Annotated in this window: 15 protein-coding genes and 1 riboswitch; of the genes, 13 read left to right on the forward strand and 2 right to left on the reverse strand. The window is 71.4% G+C overall.

The window, feature by feature from the left end; genetic code table 11:
• From ACZOOI_RS24430 to ACZOOI_RS24470, 9 genes are all read left to right on the forward strand, one after another.
• Window positions 1-1,245, forward strand: a complete 1,245-nt coding sequence (locus ACZOOI_RS24430; RefSeq protein ID WP_465277824.1) for a Tm-1-like ATP-binding domain-containing protein — start codon at window positions 1-3, stop codon at window positions 1,243-1,245.
• A 1-nt stretch (window position 1,246) separates the two neighbouring features.
• Window positions 1,247-2,071, forward strand: coding sequence for a phosphoenolpyruvate hydrolase family protein (locus ACZOOI_RS24435; protein ID WP_391589446.1), 825 nt, complete (start codon window positions 1,247-1,249; stop codon window positions 2,069-2,071).
• A 93-nt stretch (window positions 2,072-2,164) separates the two neighbouring features.
• Window positions 2,165-2,500 (forward strand): EthD family reductase, encoded by a 336-nt coding sequence (locus ACZOOI_RS24440; RefSeq protein WP_465277825.1) that lies wholly within the window; start codon window positions 2,165-2,167, stop codon window positions 2,498-2,500.
• 207 nt (window positions 2,501-2,707) lie between these two features.
• Window positions 2,708-2,886: riboswitch (cyclic di-AMP (ydaO/yuaA leader) on the forward strand.
• Window positions 2,887-3,639, forward strand: coding sequence for a transglycosylase family protein (locus ACZOOI_RS24445; protein WP_465277826.1), 753 nt, complete (start codon window positions 2,887-2,889; stop codon window positions 3,637-3,639).
• Window positions 3,640-4,167: 528 nt separating this feature from the next.
• Window positions 4,168-5,556, forward strand: a complete 1,389-nt coding sequence (locus ACZOOI_RS24450) for a DUF6421 family protein (protein WP_465277827.1) — start codon at window positions 4,168-4,170, stop codon at window positions 5,554-5,556.
• 122 nt (window positions 5,557-5,678) lie between these two features.
• Entirely contained in the window at window positions 5,679-6,380 is a 702-nt protein-coding gene (locus ACZOOI_RS24455; RefSeq protein ID WP_465277828.1) for an SDR family NAD(P)-dependent oxidoreductase, read from the forward strand.
• Entirely contained in the window at window positions 6,362-7,429 is a 1,068-nt protein-coding gene (locus tag ACZOOI_RS24460) for a threonine aldolase family protein (protein ID WP_465277829.1), read from the forward strand. Before ACZOOI_RS24455 ends, ACZOOI_RS24460 begins: the two co-directional genes overlap by 19 nt.
• 234 nt (window positions 7,430-7,663) lie before the next feature.
• The gene (locus ACZOOI_RS24465) at window positions 7,664-8,413 is read left to right on the forward strand and encodes a hypothetical protein (protein WP_465277830.1); all 750 of its coding nucleotides are present in this window, start codon (window positions 7,664-7,666) and stop codon (window positions 8,411-8,413) included.
• 90 nt (window positions 8,414-8,503) lie between these two features.
• A complete protein-coding gene (locus ACZOOI_RS24470) occupies window positions 8,504-9,205 on the forward strand; it encodes a hypothetical protein (RefSeq protein ID WP_465277831.1) in 702 nt (233 codons plus the stop codon).
• A 157-nt stretch (window positions 9,206-9,362) separates the two neighbouring features.
• Here ACZOOI_RS24470 and ACZOOI_RS24475 read toward each other — a convergent pair whose 3' ends face one another.
• Both ACZOOI_RS24475 and ACZOOI_RS24480 read right to left on the reverse strand, forming a co-directional pair.
• Window positions 9,363-11,156 carry a cholesterol oxidase substrate-binding domain-containing protein gene (locus ACZOOI_RS24475; protein ID WP_465277832.1) on the reverse strand — a complete coding sequence of 598 codons (1,794 nt, stop codon included), beginning with the start codon at window positions 11,154-11,156 and terminating at the stop codon, window positions 9,363-9,365.
• Between the two features lie 330 nt (window positions 11,157-11,486).
• Window positions 11,487-12,893, reverse strand: coding sequence for a sensor histidine kinase (locus tag ACZOOI_RS24480; RefSeq protein WP_465277833.1), 1,407 nt, complete (start codon window positions 12,891-12,893; stop codon window positions 11,487-11,489).
• Window positions 12,894-13,168: 275 nt separating this feature from the next.
• Between ACZOOI_RS24480 and ACZOOI_RS24485 the strand changes: the two genes are divergently transcribed.
• From ACZOOI_RS24485 to ACZOOI_RS24500, 4 genes are all read left to right on the forward strand, one after another.
• The gene (locus ACZOOI_RS24485) at window positions 13,169-14,140 is read left to right on the forward strand and encodes an alpha/beta hydrolase (protein ID WP_465277834.1); all 972 of its coding nucleotides are present in this window, start codon (window positions 13,169-13,171) and stop codon (window positions 14,138-14,140) included.
• On the forward strand, window positions 14,133-15,266 hold the full coding sequence (locus ACZOOI_RS24490) for an acyltransferase family protein (RefSeq protein WP_465277835.1): 1,134 nt from the start codon (window positions 14,133-14,135) through the stop codon (window positions 15,264-15,266). Before ACZOOI_RS24485 ends, ACZOOI_RS24490 begins: the two co-directional genes overlap by 8 nt.
• A gap of 66 nt (window positions 15,267-15,332) precedes the next feature.
• Window positions 15,333-16,673 carry a sensor histidine kinase gene (locus ACZOOI_RS24495; protein ID WP_465277836.1) on the forward strand — a complete coding sequence of 447 codons (1,341 nt, stop codon included), beginning with the start codon at window positions 15,333-15,335 and terminating at the stop codon, window positions 16,671-16,673.
• Between the two features lie 5 nt (window positions 16,674-16,678).
• On the forward strand, window positions 16,679-17,347 hold the full coding sequence (locus ACZOOI_RS24500) for a response regulator (RefSeq protein ID WP_465277837.1): 669 nt from the start codon (window positions 16,679-16,681) through the stop codon (window positions 17,345-17,347).
• Window positions 17,348-17,364: the final 17 nt, after the last annotated feature.

The following is a 17,364-nucleotide window of genomic DNA, read 5'->3' on the forward strand; positions in this document are numbered from 1 at the left end:
ATGCCCACCGTCGTCCTGATCGGAACGCTCGACACCAAGGGATCCGAATACGCGTGGTTGGCCTACCGGCTGCGCGCCAGGGGAGCCGAGGTGGTGTTGATGAACGTGGGCGTGCTGGGCGAGTCGCTGGCGCAGGCCGACGTGCAGGCGGCCGACGTCGCGGCGGCGGCCGGTACCGATCTGGCCGACCTGCGCACCCGGGCCGACCGGGGCGCGGCCACCACCGCGATGGCCGAGGGGGCCGCGTCCATCCTGCGCGAGCTGTACGAGCAGGGCCGGGTGGACGGTGTGCTCGCGATGGGCGGCTCGGGCGGATCGGCGATCGCCTCCTACGCGATGCGGGCGCTGCCGGTGGGCGTGCCCAAGCTGCTGGTCTCCACGATGGCGGCGGGCGACGTGTCGCCGTACGTCGGCGCGGTGGACGTGACGATGATGTACAGCGTCGTGGACATCGCCGGGATCAATCGGCTCTCCGAGCGCATCCTGGGCAACGCGGCGGACGCGATCGCCGGCATGGCGGGCGGTTATGCCGAGGATCGGGCGGCGGTCGCGGGGGTGACCGGTGAGGGGCGTCCGCTGGTCGCCGCGTCGATGTTCGGGGTGACCACCCCGGCGGTGGACGCCGCGCGCGAGCGGCTGACCGAACTCGGCTACGAGGTACTGGTCTTCCACGCCACCGGGGCGGGCGGCACGTCGATGGAGAATTTGGCCGAGGCGGGCTTTTTGGCCGGGATCCTCGACCTGACCACCACCGAGCTGGCCGACGACCTGGTCGGCGGGGTGCTCAGCGCGGGCCCCGAGCGGCTGACCGCGGCCGGGCGGATGGGGCTGCCGCAGGTGGTCAGTGTCGGTGCGCTGGACATGGTCAACTTCGGCCCGCGCGACACCGTGCCCGCGCGGTTCGAGGAGCGCCGGCTGTACGTGCACAACCCGACGGTGACGCTGATGCGCACCACGCCCGCGGAGAACGCCGAACTGGGTCGGCGGATAGCCGCCAAGCTGGTTGCCGCGACCGGTCCCACCGCGCTCTACCTGCCCCTGCACGGGGTCTCGGCGATCGACGTCGAGGGCGCGCCCTTCTACGATTCCGTCGCCGACAAGGCGTTGTTCGACGAGCTGCGGGCCGGGCTCGCGGGCAGCTCCGTCGAGGTGTACGAGGCGGCGACGGACATCAACGATCCGCAGTTCGCCACGGCGGCGGCGGATCGACTGCACGAGATGATCACGAAGGGACGCGTGGACTGAGATGAACGGACGCGAGGCGCGGGGCCGACTGCACAGGACGGTCGAGCAGGGCGGCGTCGTGATCGGCGCGGGCGCGGGCACGGGACTGTCGGCCAAGTGTGCCGAGGCCGGCGGCGTGGACCTGATCATCATCTACAACTCGGGCCGCTACCGGATGGCCGGTCGGGGTTCGCTCGCCGGACTGCTGCCCTACGGCGACGCCAACGCGATCGTGGTCGAGATGGCGGGCGAGGTGCTGCCGGTGGTCCAGGGCACCCCGGTCCTGGCGGGCGTGTGCGGCACCGATCCGTTCCGGATCATGCCGCACTTCCTGGACCAGCTCGCCGCGATGGGCTTCGCGGGTGTGCAGAACTTCCCCACGGTCGGCCTGTTCGACGGCGTCTTCCGGCAGAACCTGGAGGAGACCGGGATGGGCTACGACCTGGAGGTGGAGATGATCCGGCTGGCCGCCGAGCGCGGTCTGCTCACCGCCCCCTACGTCTTCGACCCCGAGCAGGCCCGCGCGATGGCCGCGGCGGGCGCCGACATCCTGGTCCCGCACCTGGGCCTGACCACCAAGGGCAGCATCGGCGCGACCACCGCGGTCACGCTCGACCAGGCGGTGGAGCGGGTGCAGCAGATGCGCGACGCGGCGGCGGAGGTGAACCCCGACGTGCTGGTGCTGTGCCACGGCGGGCCGATCGCCGAACCCGAGGACGCCGCGTACGTGCTGGCCCACACCACCGGCGTGGTGGGCTTCTTCGGCGCCTCCAGCATGGAACGGCTGCCCACCGAGGTGGCCATCACCGACCAGGCGCGGGCGTTCAAGAACATCGCCCTTCGGTAGCGCACCGCGCCGGACCCATCCGGGCACCACACGCCGGACGCACAGGCACCAACGGCAAGGCGCACATCCACCACACGATCGTGAGGAGTCTGCGTGTACAAGCTGACCGTGCTGTATGGCCACCCCGAGGACCCGGCGGCGTTCGACGCCTATTACTGGGAGAAGCACCTGCCGCTCGCCCGCACCATGCCCGGGCTGACCGGCTGGACCATCGGCAAATGCGAACCGGATCCGTCCGGCGCGCAGCCTCCCTATTACCTGGTGGTCGGCCTGTACGCGCCGTCCCGCGCGGGTATCGAGGCGACCCTGGATTCGCCGGAGGGGCGGGCCACGGTGGCCGATGTCGCCAATTTCGCGACCGGCGGTGCGACGTTCCTCTGGGACGAGGAGCGGGTAGTCGTACCTGTGGAGCTGCCCGCGACGGAATAGCTCGTCGGTGAAGCACGGGTGACCACGCGGCCGCGCACCGTGGACGCCGGCTCCGTGACCTGCAGGGATGGCGACAAATCGGGCAAATCACTGTTATTCCTCCCTATGGGGGACCTCACAAATCACCCGAAATGTTTGCCAACCCGGCGGAGCGGTGCGTAGCTTCGTGGTTGTTCGCACAAGCGGACTCCCCGGGCGGTACGCCGAATCCTGCCGCCGCCCGAGGGATGCAGTCGATATCGACTGGCGGCAGGAGCGGGGGAACCGAGTAAGTGCCGGCATCGGCCATGTCGATGTCTGGGGTGAAGCCATGCCTGTTCCAGGCGAGGCCGGGCCAATCGTCCGAACCCGACAGCTAACTTCGCAGGCGCCCGACGAGGTAATCAATGACCTTCCGTGCCATCACCGCTCCCGTTCGCTCGCTCTCTCGTGGCCGTCGCGCCGGCATCGCCGTCGCCGCCGGTGCGGGTCTCGTCCTCCCCCTCGTGGGCATGGCGGGCAGCGCGAACGCAGCGTCCTCGTCCACGTGGGACGCGGTCGCCCAGTGTGAGAGCACCGGGAACTGGAGCATCAACACGGGCAACGGCTTCTCCGGCGGTCTGCAGTTCACCCCGAGCACCTGGAACGCGTTCGGCGGCAGCCAGTACGCCTCCAGCGCCGCGCAGGCGACCAAGGACCAGCAGATCGCGGTCGCCGAGCGGGTCCTGGCGAGCCAGGGTCCGGGCGCCTGGCCGGTCTGCTCGCAGAAGGCCGGTCTGGGCAAGGGCGGCAACGCCTCCGCCACGGCCGACTCGTCGACCACCGGCAAGACCAAGAGCAAGGTCGAGCCGAAGGCCGCGCCCAAGGCCGAGTCCGTGACCGAGAACGCGCCGAAGACCTCCGACGGCAACACGCCGAAGGTCCGGGTGCAGCCGAAGCAGGACGCGCCGAAGTCGGCCGCGCAGGACGCGCCGAAGTCGGCCGCGACCAAGCAGGCGTCGGGCTCCGGCACCTACACCGTCAAGGCCGGTGACACGCTCTCCGAGGTCGCCGCCAAGCTCGGCGTCAAGGGTGGCTACAAGGCCCTGTACGCCGCCAACGCGGACGTCATCGGGGGCAACCCGAACGTGATCGGCGTGGGCACCCGGCTCGCCATCTGATCCACCGTCACGACGTAGGCCCCGCCGAGTACTTCGGCGGGGCCTACGCCCGTGTCGAGACCGGCGTCGGGGCGGGCGGGGCCGGGGTCGGTCGGCGGGCCGCGGCCATGGGCCGCGGCCATGGGCCGTGGGCATCGGGCCGTGGGCATCGGGCCGAGACATACCGGATCGCCGGATCGGGCAGTGGGAGTGGAGCGGCACCGGGGCATCGTCCGGGCCAACTGTTTCAGCATGCGGAATCAGCATTCTGTTCAGCGGAACAGACCGTTGGGAAGCGGTCGGATCGACGGGCGATGGCCACGGGCATGGCTGTCCGGACCGGCCGAATCTGATGCCTTCCGCCCGGCGCGGATCCTCGATTTCACGGGTGTGCCGGTTCGGGCGCCGAGATCTTGGTCGTAACCTCAACTTATTCGGGCAAAACGTACCCACGACGATAAGATTGCGTTTGAAAGGGCCTTGCGGCGTTAAAATCTTTTGACGTAGGTTCGCCTGACCGTGGTTCCTGCTTTCTCCTGAGAGGGTTCCATGTCGAACATGACCCGCGTAGCCGTCCGTACCGCCGTCGATCACCCGCTGTGGCTCGAGCTCAAACGATCCGTCGCCGACCTGCGTCCGTTGCAGGCCAAGGACGGTTCGATCGAGCCGTCCGGGCATGCGTCCGCCCGGGCGCTGGTCGCCGAGATCACCTCCTCGATCACCGGGCTCGCTCCGCTGTTCCCGCACGACGAGGCGTACCTCGACGCGGTCGTGGCCGATTTTCGGCGTTGGTCCGCGGAGGACTTCGGCCGTCCCGACTTCCTCGACTCGCTCGTCGCGTTCCGCCCGGAGCAGGATCGGCGCGACGGTCTGGAGCACCTCGTGGTGTTCCCGATGACCACCCAGAACGGCAACCCGACCCGCAACGTCGAGGCGGTGCTGCTGCGCGTGGTGTGGCCGCAGTGGCTGGCCGACCTGGAGGCCGGGCGCTACGACAACGCGATGTTCGTGCCGATCGCGTTCGTCGACTTCACCGACGGCTACGACACCGACTCGGCGGTGCTCTTCCCGGAGACGGTGGCCGTGCGCGAGGTGCCCACGTACACGTGGGGCGGCATCTTCTGCGACCGCGAGGCGGCCCGCTTCCGCCGGGTGGCGACCGCCGCATCGCAGACGCTCGGCCTGGAACTGCCGCAGGATGCCCTGGACTTGGTGGAGAGTCAGCAGCTCGCCCAGGACGCGTTCGTGTTGTGGGACCTGATCCACGACCGCAGCCACATGCGCGGTCCCATGCCGTTCGACCCGTTCATGATCAAGCAGCGGATGCCGTTTTGGATGTACGCGCTGGAGGAACTGCGGTGCGACCTGACCGCGTTCCGCGAGGCGGTCACGCTGGCCGCCGAGGGCGTGTCGACCGCGCGCCGGGTGCAGTTCGCGGTGATCTTCGACCGGCTGTTCCGCTTCCCGGTCACCGGCGGCCGGGTGCGCAACTACGACGGGCTGGGCGGGCAACTGCTGTTCGCCTACCTGCATCGCGCGGGTGTGGTCGAGTGGGCGGACAACCGGCTCACCGTGGACTGGGACCGGATCACCGACGCGGTGCTCGGGCTCTACGACGAGGTGGACCGGCTCTACCGCGCGGGCGTGGATCGTTCGAAGGTCGGCCACTGGCTGGCCGGCTACGCGCTGGTCGCCGAGTACGTGCCGCCGCACCCCGGTTCGGTGTGGGCGAAGGGGCCCGGCGCACTGCCGATGGACGGGCCGCCGAAGGCGCTCGTGGACGCGGTGCTGCCGGACGAGTTCCCGCTGAGCATGTTCTACGAGGCGCTCAACCGGCGACTGCGCGACGTGATCGCCTCGACCCGGGGAATCACCGCGGACAGCCCGGTGCAGGGCCTCGCGGAGGACCCGACGGAGCGGGCGGCCGCGGCGTCGTGACCGGTACGGCGCACCCGGCCCCGGCGCGGGTGCGCGCAACGACGTCGCGGGGCCCGCGGACCGGGCGCGGCGAGTTTCGGCAAGGGTGAGGCGAACAGCACGGTGAACGAGGAGTCGGTGTGATGAACGGTCTCGACGGTGCGGTGATCGCGGTCGCGGGCGCGGGTGGGCCGACCGGACGCGCGGTGCTCGCGCGGCTGGCCCGGGCCGGTGCGCACGTGTACGGCGCGGATGCGGACGCCGGGCGGTTGCAGGAGAGCGTGGACGCCGCGCCCGGTACACACGGCGCGGTGGTGGACCTGCTCGACGCGGCCGCAACCCGCCGATGGGCGGCGGACGTCGAGCACGAGCACGGGCGCGTGGACGGGCTCGTGCACCTGGTCGGCGGGTGGCGCGGGGGCAAGAAGTTCGGCGACAACTCGCTCGACGACTGGGCCTTCCTGCACGACCTGCTCGTGCGTACCGTGCAACACACCAGCCTGGCCTTCCACGAGGCGCTCGCTCGCAGTCCGCGCGGACGGTTCGTGTTGATCTCCGCCGCGGCGGCCGGGCAGCCGACCCAGGGCAACGCGGGTTACGCGGCGGCCAAGGCGGCAGCGGAGACCTGGACGCTCGCACTCGCCGACGCGTTCGCCGAGACCGACGCGGCGGCCACCATCCTGGTGGTCAAGGCGCTCGTCAACGACGCGATGCGGCAGGCTCGACCCAACGCCAAATTCGCCGGCTTCACCGACGTGGTGGACCTGGCCGACGAGATCGCCGGCCTGTGGACCACCGCGGCAATCGACCTGAACGGGAAAAGACTGTGCCTGAACGTCCCCTGACCCCACGTCACGACCCCGAGGTGCGCGGCTTCGCCAGCGACAACTACGCGGGCATCCACCCCGAGGTGCTGGCCGCGATCGGCGCGGCCAACGGCGGGCACCAGGTCGCCTACGGCGAGGACGTGTACACCGAGCACCTCACCGACGTCTTCCGCGCGCACTTCGGCGAACGGGCCCAGGTCTTCCCGGTGTTCAACGGCACCGGCGCCAATGTGGTCGGTCTCCAGTCGATGACCGACCGATGGGAGTCGGTGATCTGCGCGGCGTCCGCGCACATCAACGTGGACGAGTGCGGTGCGCCGGAGAAGGTGGCCGGCCTGAAACTGCTCACCGTGCCCACTCCCGACGGCAAGCTCACCCCCGAACTCGTGGACACCCACGCGTGGGGCTGGGGCGACCAGCACCGGGCGCAGCCGCGCGTGGTCTCCTTCGCGGAGAGCACCGAACTGGGCACGGTCTACACGCCGGACGAGATCGCCGCGCTCGTCGCGCACGCGCACGAGCACGGCATGCTCGTGCACCTGGACGGCTCGCGTCTGGCCAACGCGGCCGCGGCGCTGGACGTGCCGCTGCGCGCGCTGAGCACCGACGTCGGCGTGGACGTGTTGTCCTTCGGCGGCACCAAGAGCGGCCTGATGTTCGGCGAGGCCGTCGTGGTGCTCAACCCCGACGCGGCGCGGGGCGTGGGATATCTGCGCAAGGCCGCGATGCAACTGGCCTCGAAGATGCGCTTCGTGTCCGTGCAGTTCGAGGCGCTGCTCGCGGGCGACCTGTGGTTGCGCAACGCGCGGCACACGAACGCGATGGCGACTCTGCTCGCGGAGCGGGTCGCCGACCTCGACGGTGTGACGCTCAGCCGGATGCCGCAGGCGAACGCGGTCTTCGCCGTGTTGCCCGCGGATGTCACCGAGCGCATGCAGAAGCGGTTCCGGTTCTACACGTGGGACGAGTCGATCGGTGAGGTGCGCTGGATGACGGCGTTCGACACCACCGAGGACGACATCGACGCCTTCGCGACCGCGCTCGCCGAGGAGTTGGGCGCGCGGTAGCGATCCGCACGGACGATCGGCGGGTCGGGGCGGACAAGCCCCGGCCCGCCTTCCGTCGTTCGAAGCGGGCGCTCGTCCGAACCCGGTTCCCCGACCGCGTCCGACGCCCGCCCGCTCGGCGCGTTCCGTGCCTGCATGCCTCGGCGGCACAGCGGGCGTGATCGGCTTGCCCTACAGTCCGAGCAGGTCGCCCGCTGGGGCGACGGCATCGCCGGGTGGGGGAGTGGAGTTCGGGTGAGTGCGGCCAAGGGCCTGGGAGTTTTGCTGCTGTTCGGGACGACGGTGTTGGGCATCGTCCTGTATTTCGTCGAAGACACGTCGTTGGCCGATCTGTTGTCGCTGGGCGCGGGCGCGCTGTGCCTGTTCTGGCTGATCGCGGTGCTGACCGTGCCGTGGAATCTGTACTTCCGGGCCCGGCAGTTGATCCGGGAGATCGCGATCAGCCGGGAGAAGGGCCTCGCGGTCCCGGAGGGGCGCGACCCGGAGGCGCGCCGGATCGCCCGTCGGTTGTTGTGGGGAGCGATCGGCGCGCATGTCGTCTCGGCGGCGGTGATCGCGGTGATCACCTGGGCCTCCGGTGGCGTGGTGGGCTACTGGTTCGCCGGGTTCTACCTGCTCAGCACGTTGTTCCGGCCCAGCCAGGCATACCTGGAGCATCTCGGGCAACGGCTGCGGAGCATGTTGCGCGAGGTGACCCACCCGCGTGAGGACGTGCTCGCGCTGATCGAGCGGGTGGCCACGCTGGAGAGCAGAGTCGAAAGTCTCGACGAGCGCACCAGGGAACTGGTCGAGACGGTCGCGCGGCTGCGGACGGCGACCGAGCAGGACGCCGAGCGCACGACCGAGCGATTCCACGCGACCGACCACAAGATCGACGCCCTCGGGCGCCGATTCGAGGACACCATCAGCCAGTTGACCGACAACCAGGAAGTGATCTCCGGGATCAAGGCGTTCCTGCGGTTGTTGCGCACCGAACAGAGCTGACCGCCCGATCCGGTGCGCCCGCCCGCCGCCGGCGGCCCGCGCAGCGAATATTCCCCGGTCCCGTGCACGGCCTGCTGCGAGGATGGGGGTGTGCACGCGACGACCGAGACCACCGAGATCAGCCGGGCCCACCGAGCCGGAGACGAGCCCCGGGCGTTCCCCGCGGACCTGGCGGGGGACTTCGAGACACATGTCACGGTGGATACGGACGATGTGGACGCACTGGCCCGCCGAGCCGGCGGATACGGCGTGGGCCTGACCCACATCGTGCTCGCACGCGGACGCACCGTGTCCCAGCCGATGCTGACCGAACGGGCCACCACGACCCTGGCCCGGGCCCGCGGACGGGCCGCGGAGTTGGCGGCGGCGCTGCGCCGGGACGGCTATCCGGTGACCCGGATCAAGATCGAGGCGGCGCCGTGGCACCCCGGGGTGCCACGCACGGACGCGGCGGCGCGCGCGCTCGGCCCCGGGCTGTACTTCGAGCATCACCTCAAGCTCGTGCTGACCGGGGACGCCGACCTGACCGCGCTGGCCGCCGAGGTGGTCGGGCACGGTGCGCACCTGTCGCACAACGCGCGCCGCGTTCGGGCGGACGGGCGGTCCGAACGGTTCGTCACCCAGCGCTGCCACCGGGTCGGCGACGAGTCCGCCGCGGCTGCGACGGCGGCCCTGGTGACCGCGCTGGCCGGGTACGAAATCGCCTCGGTGGAACGCGAGTTCGTGGTGTACGACGACAATGGAGCACTGGACGACGGCTGGCTCGACGGGGATGGGGACGGGGACGGGTAGGGCCGCGGTGACGGTGATGCCGACGGCAACGGCGACCAATGACGAACCGGCGGGCCGGCCCCGGTCGAGGCGGAGCGATGTGTCGATTGCCTCCCCGCCCGGTCGGTAGCGGGTGGGGAGGGCATCGCTCGGGGCCGCTGTGCCGTGGGCGGGTCGGTCAGGGCAGGAGGACGTCGAGGAAGGTGTTGGAGAAGATGCGGCCCGGGTCGTACTTGTTCAACGTGGCCCGGGCGGCGTCGAAGTTGCTCGTCGTGGGCAGACCGGTGCGGAAGGAATTCGGGATCCGGCCGGTCACGGCGGCCGTGTCGGTCCACGCGCCGCCGACCCCGTAGGCCCAGCCCTTGGACCACTCCGGCCGTACGCATGCGTAGTTGCCGGTGTAGTTGCCCCAGATCCAGGCGTCCATCCGCTGGTAGAAGTCGTGGTTGGCGGGCGTTCCGGGCAGGGTCGCCACATCCAGCCAGACCACCGTGTCCCACTCGGGGTGGTCTGGGCGCGGGCGGGCGGCGGACAACGTCGGCTCGACCGCGTTCGCGGTGACCACCTCGCTCGCCCGGTCGATACCGGTCACCCGCAGCTCGATCGGACTGTTGCACGGATACCGGCCGTTGGCCTTGTACGCGCCCAACAGGCCGGTGTACGCCACGAAGAACTCGTTGAGCACCCGCTGTACGTCGGCCCGCGCCGTCAACACCGCCCAGCCGCCCTCGTGGATGCGCAGCGTGGTCGGCTCGACGAAGAGCTGGGTGTTCTTGGACCAGCCCCAGATGTCCCAGGTCCAGGTCACGATCAGGCCCGAACCCACCACCGCCATCTCGGCGTTGGTGAACACCTCGGTCGCGCTCACGTTGCCGGTGGCGATGTCGGCCAGGAAGTGCGCCTGGTCCTCGGTGACGAAGTTGGCGAACGTGTACGGATACGGATTGTTGATCTGGGTGGAAACCCACGGCTTGCTCGGTGCCACGCTCCACACCTTGAGCCAGGGCACGGTGGTGAACGGGAACCAGATCACCTCGACGCGGCCGGAATCGCGGATGTAGTCGGCCAGCTTCTTGCCGCCGCCGCCGGGTGGGCCCAGCAGCGTGCCGATCTGGTCGTGGTAGAAGTTCTGGCAGCGCAGCCTTTGATTCGCATTGGTCTGGAGAGTGACCTCGGTGACGAAGGCGCGGCCCAGGTGCACCAGGAACGGCCCGATCTCCGGATCGTTGCGCTGGAAGGTCTTGAGGACATAGGCGCCCGCGGCCTGGTCCCACACCACCGCGGTCAGCGCCAACACCAGGTTGCTCAGCGTGCCGTAGGTGCCGCCCTGCGGCAGGGTCTCGCCCGGCGTCGGTATCCCGCTGCCGTGCGCGCCGATGGCCAGCACACCGCCCACGCTCAACTTGCCCGGCGCGGTGGTGGCGATCATCCCGCGTCCGGCCCGCTCCAGTTCGGTCAGCAGGCGTTCGACGCTGCACCCGGTCTGCACGGTCACCGTGGTGGGCGATCCGGGGTTGACCACCAGGGAGGTCAGTTTCTGCGTGGTGTCGACCATCAGGGTGTGCGAGGTGTCCGCGCCGCCGGGGATCAGGATCGGCGACCAGTTGTGGCTCATGCCGCGCGGGCGGAGCCGATAGCCGTTGGTCCGAGCCCAGTTCGCCAGCACCACGACGTCGGAGGGGCGCGCGGGCACCGCGGTCCAGACGTCGTCGGCGCGCATTTCGCCGGACCAGTTGCGGTACTGCTGCACGCCCAGGGTGATGCCGGGCGGGAAGTTCGGCGGGGTGGGTGCGGCGCCGGCCTCGGCCGCCGGGATCAGGCCGACGGGTGTCCACTGGGTCGCGGCCAGTGCGGCGGCGCCGGCGAGGCCGCCCAGGATGGTTCGGCGCGAGGGGGCGCCGGGCGCGGCGTTCGAGGTGTCGGCCGTGGGGTCGGTGGGGTGGTCCGGATTCGTATCGCTCAGTCGTGGCATCAGGTCGCCTTTCGGGGCGTCCCGAGGGCCTGCAGCCCGGGGGAATTCGACATGCGGAAGCGGAGATTCCGGTTCCGGACGATCGATATGCTGCGGTGCCGAGTTACCTGGTGGATCGCGATGTCGGTACTGCGCCGGGTCCGGTGGGTGTGCCCGGCTCCACGACGTGACGGCGTGCCTGGACGGTGCGATGCCGGGCCGGCGTCCGCCGCCGGCGGCCCGCGATGTGGCTGGCCCGAGGGTCCATCCGAGGGCCGGCCAAGTCAACACCCAAGCGCCGGTGACACGTGTCGAGGATGCGGAATCGGGCGCGGGCGGATCCGCCGGGTATCAACCGGTTTCGGGGTGTGATCCGGTGAGTACTCCGGGTGCCGATTCCGGTTCCGCTTGCGATCGTTGCCCGGCGGGCCGTTGCGTTCGACCGGCGGCTCGCGGCGCCCGCGATCGGGCCGGCCGACCGGCCGGGCTTGGCGACTCGGCCGGGCTTGGCGACTCGACCGGGCTCGACACCTTGGGCCGCACCTGCGGTGCCGGGGTCGGCGTCGGCGTTTCCGTCGCCCCGGCCGACTCGGTCGGCCCGAGGGACAACCGCGCGTCCAGCGCGAAACCGCCGTCCGGCCGCGGGCCCGCGGAAAAGGTGCCGCCGGTCAGCTCGATCCGCCGAGCCAGTCCGACCAACCCGGTTCCGCCGGCGCCCAGTTCGATCTCGCGGGGGCCGGTGGCCGCGGTGTTGGTGACGGTGATCCGCAATTCGGTGGGGGCGTACCGCAGCAGGACGCGGACGAAGGCACCGGGGGCGTGCTTGTGCACATTGGTCAGCGACTCCTGGACCACCCGATACGCGGTACGCACCACCACCGGCGAGGCGGGTCGCACGGTGCCCTCCACGTCCAGTCGCACATCCACGCCCGCCGCGAGCGACTCGTCGACCAGGGCGGACAGGTCGAGCACGGCCGGTTCCACCGGGGCGCTCGTGTTGCGCTCCTCGGCGGTGCGCAACACCGCGACCAGGTCCCGCAGTTCGGCCAATGCCTGACATCCGGTCGAGCGCAGGTCCTCGGCGGCCGAACGGGTCGCGTCGTCCGGAGCCCGCGAGCGCATCGCGCCGGCCTGGAGAACCATCAGGCTGACCCGGTGCGTGACGATGTCGTGCATGTCCCCGGCGAGCCGGTTGCGTTCCTCCTCGCGCGCCTGCTCGGCGCGCAACTCCTGTTCCCGCTCCGCGCGTTCGGCGCGCTCGCCGAGCGCGGCGATGAGCCGGCGACGGGAGGCGATGTACAGGCCGTAGCACGCCGGGGTGAGGATCGCGAGCATGTTCGCGGTGCCGTTGCCCAGATCCCGCCAGTCCCACGGGTGCCAGGTGGCCACGCACAACACCCCGACGGCCGCCCACATCCTGCGTCGATCGTTCACGTACACCGCGACGGCGTAGGCCGCGAAGCAGCCGCCCAGCGCCTGCTCCCGCAACAGCGTGACCGCCGCGATCCACGCACACAGCACGGGATGCCGACGCCGGATGACCAGCACCAGCCCGGCGGTCAGTTCGGCCGCGAAGGACACCCAGGCGCCGGTGTCCGTGAAGTCGCCGCCCGAATCCCGCAGGTGCTGGGCGAAGTTGAGCCCGGCGGTGAGCATCCCGACCGAGACCGCGAGGGTGACGTCGAAGACGAGCGAGCGTCGGGCCGGAGACCAGGACGGGAACGGGCGGCGGATCGACTCGGCGGGGCGAAAAGTCACGGATTCAACGGTAGCCGGCCTGGGCCGGCGCGCGTCGGTCCAGCGGAGGAGGGCCGAGGTGATACCTGAGGCTCGCCCCTCTGTTCGCGCCGGCCGGTCGGGGGCCCCGGACATCGGGGGTGTGCACACCGTTGGCGGTTTGTCCGATTCCGTGGGGCGCGGCCGACCCGCGTAGTCCCGGAGAGCTACCCGCGGGGTCCACTCCCTGGGGCGACGCAGGCTACCGACGCCGATTCCTAGCTTCGTGTCCGGTACTTCGAGGACGGGAGCGGGACATGCGTGGTCGACTGCGAATGGGTTTGGTCGCGGCGCTGGTCGCCGGAACGTTGGCCGGACCCGGCGTCGGCGTCGCCGAGGCCGCGGCCCCGAAGCCGCCGACCCTGCCCGCGATGTCCGCGGCCACCCTGGGCGAGCGGTACGCGGCCAACCAGCGGGCCATCGCCGAGGCGGCCGGCCTGGCCCGGGACACCGGACACACGGGGCGCGCGGACCACCTCGCCCGGATGGCCGACCCGGACCGGACCTTCCTGGCCTTCGACGGCCGCGCCGGCCGGGTCCGGGCGATCGAGGTGCTCGGCGACCTGGCCGGCGCGGATCGCATCGCGGTCCTGGTCCCGGGCAGCGACAGCGACCTGGACCACTTCGACACGCGCGGTGACAAGCCGTACTCCACCCCCGCGGGCGGCGCCCGCGCGCTGTACGACGAGATCCGCACCCAGGATCCGGGCGCCCGGGTCGCGGTGATCGCCTGGCTGGGCTACTCGCCGCCGCACACGATCAGCCTCGACGTGCTGACCACCGGCCGGGCCGACGACGGCGCGCGCGAGCTGCGCCGGTTCGTCGCCGGGCTGTACGCGGTGTCGCCCGCCGCGCAGGTGTCGCTGCTGTGCCACTCGTACGGCTCGGTGGTGTGCGGGCGGGCGGTCTCCCGGATCGACGTCGCCGACCTGGCCGTGTTCGGCAGCCCCGGGCTGGGCGTGGACGACCGGGAGGAGCTGGGCACCGGCGCCCGGGTCTGGGCCGGGCGGGGCGGCTCGGACTGGATCGACCTGGTGCCCAACGTGCGCATCCCGTTCTTCGACACCACCGTCGGCTTCGGCGCCGACCCCACCGGAGGCGGCTTCGGCGCCCGCGAGTTCGCGGCCGGCGGCGGTGGCCACTCCGACTACCTGCGGCCCGGTGGGCCGGCCCTGTCCAACCTCGCGCTGATCGCGCGCGGCCGCGCCACGGAGGTGACCCATGCGTGAACCGGGTGTCCTGGTCCGTCGGATCGAGAACTCGACTCCGGTCGACCGCGAACGCGAGGTGGACGGCCTGCGGGCGATCGCCATCCTGGGCGTCGTGCTCGGCCACTGGATCGTCACGGGCGTGTACGCGGGCGCCCACCACTGGCAGACCGACAGCCCGCTGCGACACCTGCCCGACTACGCGCCGATCACCTGGCTGCTCCAGCCGCTCGCGGTGTTCTTCCTGGTCGGCGGGTACGTGGCCGCGCAGTCCCACGCGCGCGCGCAGCGCTACCGACCGTGGGTGCGGCGGCGGATGATCCGGCTCGGCCGGCCGATCGCGGCACTGCTCGTGGTGTGGACCGTCGCCATGGCGGTGCTCGCCGACTTCGTGGCCGGCGACACCCTGTACACGCTCGGCAGGCTCGTGTTGTCACCGCTGTGGTTCGTGCTCGTCTACGCGGGCCTGACCGCGCTCACCCCGCTCGTGGTCCGGCTCGGTCGGGCCGGACCCGTGCTCGCGATCGGGACGGTTTCGGTGGTGGACCTGATCCGCTTCGCCGCCGACGGGCCGGCGGTGGTCGGCTGGATCGACGTGCTCGCCGGGTGGCTCGTCCCGTACAGCCTCGGCGTGCTCTGGGCGGGGCCGCACCGGGCCCGGATCGAGCGGCTCGGCGGGCCGCTTCTGGTGGCCGGCGCGCTCGCCTGTGCCGGGCTGATGCGTTATGGCGGCTATCCGGTCTCCATGGTGGGCGTCCCGGGCGAGGCGATCTCCAACCTGAACCCGCCCACGCTCGCCGCGGTCGCCTTCGGTCTCGCCCAGTGCGGGCTCGCCCTGCTGCTGCGAGCCCCGCTGCGGCGGGCGCTGTGCCGGCACCCGCGGACGTGGGCGGTGGTCGCGCTGGTCAACCTCTCCGCGATGACGGTGTTCCTGTGGCACCAGAGCGCGATGCTCGCGGTGACCTCGCTCGGCGTCGCACTCGGCGGGCTGCCCGGCCTGGGCACGGTGCCGGACGAGCTGCCCTGGATCGTGGCGCGGATCGGGTGGATGCCGGTGTTCGCGGGTGTGCTGCTCGCGTTGTGGGCGGTGTTCCATCGCTGGGAGGCGGGCGGCCCCGGTCGCCGGGACTCCCGACGTAGCTCCTGAGAGTGACACCCGGGATCACCCGGGGCGGGGATGCCGTGCACCGGTCGTGCCTCATAGCCTCCGTGGGTGAGTGTCGAGGCAGGCGAAACGAAGCGGGCGGGCGGTGCCGGGGAGCGCGACGAGGCCGGCGGTGGTGCGGCTCGGACCGGTCGGGTGGCCCGCGGGCTGACCGTGCTGCGCGAGGACCTGTTCGACGTCCGGATCCGCACCGAGCGCCCGCCGGCCCCGTTCGGCAGCATGGCCGTCGCACGAGCTCTGCTCTACATCGCGGTCGTGCTGACCGTGGGTATTCAGGGCGCGGTGCTGGCGGGCTACCCGGGGGTGTCCGCCGGGCTGGCCTTCGCGCTCGGCCTGGCCACCGGCGCACCGATCCTGATCGCGCCGCAGCGGCCGTTGGCCGCCTGGTGGATGTCGCTCGGCGCGACCGTGGTGTGCGCGATCGCGGGGGAGAAGGGGCATGACCACATCCAGTGGCCGTGGACGGCCGTGGGCGTCTTCATGCAGATCGTGGTGTCGGCCAATGTGGCCTTCCACGCCCGGACCCGAGTCGTCGTGGAGACCTGGTTGATCACCACCCTGCTGGGCGTGGTCCTGGTTCGCAACGCGCAGTACGACCCGTCGAACTGGGGCACGATGCCCTCCGTCGCGATGCTGACCGCGGTGGTGATGGTGGTCGTGGTCGCCTTCCGGGGCCGCAGCGACGCCCGCCGGCAGCTTGCCGCCCAGGCCGACCTGACCGCCACCGAACGTGAGCGCAGCGCGCTCCTGGAGGAACGCGCCCGGATCGCCCGCGAGTTGCACGACGTGGTCGCGCACCACATGTCGGTGATCGCGATCCAGGCCGAGGCGGCCCGCTACCGGGTCGCCGACCCACCGCCCGAACTGGTGCAAAGCTTCGTCACGATCCGCGCCAACGCGGTCGACGCCCTCGCCGAACTCCGGCGCGTACTGGGCCTGTTGCGCACCGAGCAGGAGGGCGGCAGCGGGCTCGACGAACCGGGCCGGCCGGCCCCGCTGCCCACCCTGGACCGGCTGCCCGAGCTGATCGAGAACGTGCGCGCGGCCGGCATGACGGTGGACTGCGTCACGGTCGGCGTGCCGCGCCCGTTGCCGCAGGGCGTCGACCTGTCCGCCTACCGCATCGGCCAGGAGGCACTGAGCAACGCACTGCGGCACGCGCCCGGCGCCCGGGTGCGGGTCGAGGTCGCGTACGTACCGACCGGGGTGGGGCTGCGCGTGTACAACGAGCCCGCGCCCGACCCCGGGCCGGACGCCCGGGAAGGCTCCGGGCACGGGGTGCTGGGCATGCGCGAACGGGCGGCCATGATCGGCGGCACGCTCGAAGCCGGGCATACTCCCGACGGGGGCTACCACGTGGACGTCTTCCTGCCGACCGAGGAGCAGTGACATCGATGGCCATCCGGGTACTGATCGCCGACGACCAGATGATGGTCCGCGAGGGTTTCTCCGTCCTGCTCGGCGCGCAGCCCGGGATCGACGTCGTCGGCGAGGCCGTGCACGGGCGCGACGCGGTCGAGCAGGTCGCGGTACTGCGCCCGGACGTGGTGCTGATGGACGTGCGGATGCCGGTCCTGGACGGCCTGGCCGCGACCCGCGAGATCACCGCCGACCCGGACGGCACGACCCGGGTCCTGGTGCTGACCACGTTCGACCTGGACGAGTACGTCTACGAGGCGCTGCGCGCGGGTGCGAGCGGATTCCTGCTCAAGGACGCCTCGGCGCTGCAACTCGCGCACGCGGTACGGGTGGTGGCCGCCGGCGAGGCGCTGCTCGCGCCGACCGTGACGCGCCGGTTGATCGCCGAGTTCGCCCGACTCGGGCCCGCCACCGGCGGGCCGCGCGGTCGGGTCGAGCAACTCACCGAGCGGGAGACCGAGGTGCTCTCGCTGATCGCGCAGGGGTTGTCCAACGCGGAGATCGCCGTGCGGTTGGTGGTCAGCGAACAGACCGTCAAGACGCACGTGAGCCGGCTGCTGGCCAAGCTGAACCTGCGCGACCGCACCCAGGCGGCGGTGTTCGCGTACGAGAACGGTGTGGTGCGGGCGGGCGAGGGGCGCTGATCCGGGCTCGGCCGGGT

It is taken from the genome of Embleya sp. L77 (genome assembly GCF_055557415.1).

Coding starts and splice junctions, on each gene's coding strand:
- ACZOOI_RS24430 (WP_465277824.1), top strand. CDS start 1: ATGCCCACCGTCGTCCTGATCGGAACGCTCGACACCAAGGGATCCGAA.
- ACZOOI_RS24435 (WP_391589446.1), top strand. CDS start 1,247: ATGAACGGACGCGAGGCGCGGGGCCGACTGCACAGGACGGTCGAGCAG.
- ACZOOI_RS24445 (WP_465277826.1), top strand. CDS start 2,887: ATGACCTTCCGTGCCATCACCGCTCCCGTTCGCTCGCTCTCTCGTGGC.
- ACZOOI_RS24450 (WP_465277827.1), top strand. CDS start 4,168: ATGTCGAACATGACCCGCGTAGCCGTCCGTACCGCCGTCGATCACCCG.
- ACZOOI_RS24455 (WP_465277828.1), top strand. CDS start 5,679: ATGAACGGTCTCGACGGTGCGGTGATCGCGGTCGCGGGCGCGGGTGGG.
- ACZOOI_RS24475 (WP_465277832.1), bottom strand. CDS start 11,156: ATGCCACGACTGAGCGATACGAATCCGGACCACCCCACCGACCCCACG.
- ACZOOI_RS24485 (WP_465277834.1), top strand. CDS start 13,169: ATGCGTGGTCGACTGCGAATGGGTTTGGTCGCGGCGCTGGTCGCCGGA.
- ACZOOI_RS24490 (WP_465277835.1), top strand. CDS start 14,133: ATGCGTGAACCGGGTGTCCTGGTCCGTCGGATCGAGAACTCGACTCCG.
- ACZOOI_RS24500 (WP_465277837.1), top strand. CDS start 16,679: ATGGCCATCCGGGTACTGATCGCCGACGACCAGATGATGGTCCGCGAG.